This window comes from Stenotrophomonas sp. SPM (genome assembly GCF_003105135.1).
In the GTDB taxonomy this organism is placed as follows: Bacteria; Pseudomonadota; Gammaproteobacteria; order Xanthomonadales; family Xanthomonadaceae; genus Stenotrophomonas.
Genome location: NZ_QETL01000180.1, coordinates 1 through 3693 on the forward strand (window position 1 = coordinate 1; position 3693 = coordinate 3693).

A 3693-nucleotide genomic window follows, 5' to 3' on the forward strand; every position below is an offset into this window, starting at 1 on the left:
AGTTTCCGGGCGCGTCAGCCACGGAAAAGAAAAAAGAAAATCAAAATCAAACGCAGGTCGCTTCGCTCGTACCCACCCAGGCGTGGACCAAGCGTGTCGACCAAGGTCGACACCTAACGGATTCGCGGTTTACCCACCGTCACCGGAAAGCTTTCCGGGGTGGGGCGGTGGGCTTGCAGGACCGCAGGCGCCACGGATGGCGCCTACGAGCCCCCAAGGATGGGTTTACGGCGTGTCCTGCAAGCCCACACCGCCCCGCCCAACAAACAGAAAAGCCAGAGCCGGCTGCTGCTACGGCTCTGGCTTCGGCTGTTGTTGTTGCTGTTGCCTCAGCAGGTGCCGGGCCGCAGGCCCGGCTGACAAACTCAGACCACGGGTTCGCGCAGGACCGGGTTGTCCCAGCCCGGGCGCGGGGCGAATCGGTCGCCGTGGCGCTGCTGCAGCGCCTTCAGCCGCTCGACGATCGCATCGGCACCCACCGCACGGATGTGCTGGATCGGACCGCCGCGGAACGGGGCAAAGCCCGTACCGAAGATCACTCCGGCATCAAGCAGGTCCACGTCGGCCACCACGCCTTCGTGCAGGCAGGCCACCGCCTCGTTCAGCAGCGGCAGGATCAGGCGGTCTTCCAGGTCCGCCGGGGCCTGGTAGTCGCGGGCCACGTCCGGCTTCTTCGCCCGGCCGTTTTCCCAGGTGTAGATGCCCTGGCCATCCTTCTTGCCGCGCTTGGCCGGGTCCACCGTCGCCAGCGCCTCGGGCACCTGCAGGCCCAGGAACGGTGCCAGCTCCTTGCCCACGCCGGCGGCCACGTCCAGGCCCACCGTGTCGATCAGTTCGATCGGGCCCATCGGCATGCCGAACTTCACCGCCGCCTTGTCGATCACCGGGCCCGGAATGCCTTCGGCATAGGCGGTGGCCGCTTCCAGCATGTACGGGAACAGCACGCGGTTGACCAGGAAGCCCGGACTACCGGCCACCGGCACCGGGAACTTGCCCAGCGCCTTGCAGAACGCGGCCAGGCGGCGCTCGGTCTCCGGCGCCATGCCGTCGTGGTGGATGATTTCCACCAGCGGCATCTGCGCCACCGGGTTGAAGTAGTGCAGGCCGGCGAACTGGGCCGGGCGCTGGATGTGGTCGCGCAGTTCCACCAGCGGAATCGACGAAGTGTTGGTGGTCAGCAGCGCGTCCAGCTTCATCTTCGGTTCCAGCGTCTGGTACAGCGCACGCTTGGCCTCCGGGTTCTCGATGATCGCTTCGATGACCAGGTCGGCCTCGGCCACGCCGTTGCCTTCCAGGTCGGCACGCAGGCGCGCCGCTACCGCCGGGCGCTTGCTCTCGTCGCGCACCTTCTTGGCGAACAGGGCCTGCGCACGTTCCATGGCCCGGTCGATGAAGCGCTGCTCACGGTCCTGCAGCGTCACCTCGAAGCCCTTGTAGGCGGCCCAGGCGGCAATGTCGCCGCCCATCACGCCGGCGCCGACCACGTGCACGTGGCGGATGCCGGAATCGCCGCCGCCTAGGCCCTTCAGGCGTTCGGTCAGGAAGAAGATGCGGATCAGGTTGCGCGCGGTTGGCGTGCTGGCCAGCTTCACCACGGCGCGGCGCTCGGCGTCCAGGCGCGCCTGCACCGGCTTGCCGGCGGTGCGCTGCCAGGTGCTGATCAGCGCGTACGGCGCCGGGTACTGGTCCTTCTTCGCCTTGCGTGCGACCTGCTTGACCATCTGCGGGGCCAGCAGCTTGCGCGCCAGCCAGGTGTTGGTTGCCCAGGCGGTGGCGTGCTGCTTGAACGGGCGGGTGGTGCCGGACAGGGCCAGGGCCACGGCGGTATCGAGTACCACCGCTGGGGCCACCACCTTGTCGACCAGGCCGATGCCGCGGGCGGCCGAGGCCGACAGGGTGCGGCCGGTCAGCATCATGTCCATCGCCGAGGGCGCGCCCACCAGCTGCGGCAGCCGCGCGCTGCCGCCCCAGCCCGGGAAGATGCCCAGCTGGGTCTCCGGCAGGCCGATGCGGGTGCTGCTGTCATTGGAGGCCACGCGGTAGCGGCAGGCCAGCGCCAGCTCGGTGCCGCCGCCCAGGCAGTGGCCGTGGATGGCCGCCACGGTGGGGCAGGGCAGCTCGGCCAGCTTCTGGTAGGTGGACTGGCCGCGGCGGATCGCGTCGTTCACGGTGCCGCGGCGGTCGAACTCCTGGAACTCCTTCAGGTCCGCCCCGGCGATGAAGCCGGCCTTCTTCAGCGACTGGATGACCACGCCCTTGGGCGGGTCCAGGGCGATGCGCTCGAGCAGGTCGCCCAGCTCCAGCAGCACGTCCTGCGACATCGCGTTGACACTGCTGTCCTGACGATCCAAAGACAGCACGACCACGCCGTCATCGCGGATCTCGGGGTGCCAGTGGCTGAAGCGGAGACCATCGAAGCCTGAGAGCATGAACGTTCCATCCGGTTGTGTATGGAGAAGCGGCTATGATCCAGAGGTTGTTTCCCCCGCGTCAAATCCCTATAGCTGGGGAGTGGCGACCCCGGATCCATGGCCCCGGACCGGGACGCTAGCGGAACGGTGGTTAAAAGCTGGTGCGGCGCCAGGTGATCGGCGACTGAACTTTTCCCGGGATTGGCAGTCTCATTGCCCGACGTCGGTTGGGCTGACAGGAGTGCGGCCCCTCATGGCCGATGTTGAAACACCGCAGGAGCTGGATCTGGAACTGGTCCGGCGCGTGCAGCGCGGCGAGAGCGCGGCCTTCGATGTCCTGGTACGCAAGTACCAGCACCGGGTCGTCGGTCTGGTCGGTCGCTACATCGCCGACTGGAGCGAATGTCAGGACGTCGCCCAGGACACTTTCATCCGCGCCTACCGCGCGATCGGAAGTTTCCGTGGCGATGCCCAGTTCTCCACCTGGTTGCATCGGATCGCCGTGAATACCGCTAAAAACTACCTGGCTTCACACAACCGACGCCCGCCGACCGATGACATCGACATCGGCGACGCCGAGCAGTTCGATACCGGGACACGCCTGCGCGACACCGACACGCCCGAACGCGAGTTGATGCGCCAGGAGCTGGAACAGACGGTGATGAAGGCCGTCAACGCGCTGCCGGAAGAACTCCGGTCGGCGATCACCCTGCGCGAGGTGGAAGGCCTGAGTTACGAGGAAATCGCGCAGAAGATGGGGTGCCCGATCGGCACCGTGCGGTCCCGGATCTTCCGGGCGCGCGAGGCGATCGACACTGAACTCCGGCCGCTGCTGGATATCGGCAGCGCCACCCGCGAGAAGAGCCGCGTATGACCCACAGTCCGTTGAACGAATCGCAGAACCACCAATCCCCCGCCGGGCAGCGCCTGGACCAGCGCCACCGCGAACAGCTGTCGGCCCTGGTCGATGGCGAGCTCGGTGCCGATGAGGCCCGCTTCCTGCTGCGCCGCATGGAACACGACCCGGAACTGTCCGGCAGCCAGGAACGCTGGCAGCTGCTCGGTGACGTCATGCGTGGCCAGGCCTCGCTGCTGGCCCCGCCGGGGTTCAGTGCCGCCGTGGCTTCTGCCATCGCCGCCGAGCCGGCGACGCGGGCCGAGCCGCGCCGCCTGGTGCGCCGCACCGGTTGGCGTGCCTGGGGTGGCGGTGCCGCACTGGCCGCCTCGGTGGCCGCCGTGGCCCTGTTCATGGGCGGCGAGAAACTGGAGGATGCCGGTCCCG

The 3693-nt window shown here is 67.9% G+C and carries 3 protein-coding genes; 2 read left to right on the plus strand and 1 reads right to left on the minus strand.

What is annotated here, in order from left to right:
• Window positions 1-365: 365 nt before the first annotated feature.
• Entirely contained in the window at window positions 366-2429 is a 2064-nt protein-coding gene (locus DCO49_RS19640) for a 3-hydroxyacyl-CoA dehydrogenase NAD-binding domain-containing protein (RefSeq protein WP_116865417.1), read from the minus strand.
• Window positions 2430-2664: 235 nt separating this feature from the next.
• Here DCO49_RS19640 and rpoE point away from each other — a divergent pair, with 235 nt between their 5' ends.
• Together rpoE and DCO49_RS19650 are read left to right on the plus strand one after the other, a co-directional pair.
• Window positions 2665-3285 carry an RNA polymerase sigma factor RpoE gene (gene rpoE, locus DCO49_RS19645; RefSeq protein ID WP_079222753.1) on the plus strand — a complete coding sequence of 207 codons (621 nt, stop codon included), beginning with the start codon at window positions 2665-2667 and terminating at the stop codon, window positions 3283-3285.
• On the plus strand, window positions 3282-3693 hold a 412-nt coding region (locus tag DCO49_RS19650; protein WP_165835759.1), incomplete at its 3' end, for a sigma-E factor negative regulatory protein. The genes rpoE and DCO49_RS19650, both read left to right, overlap by 4 nt.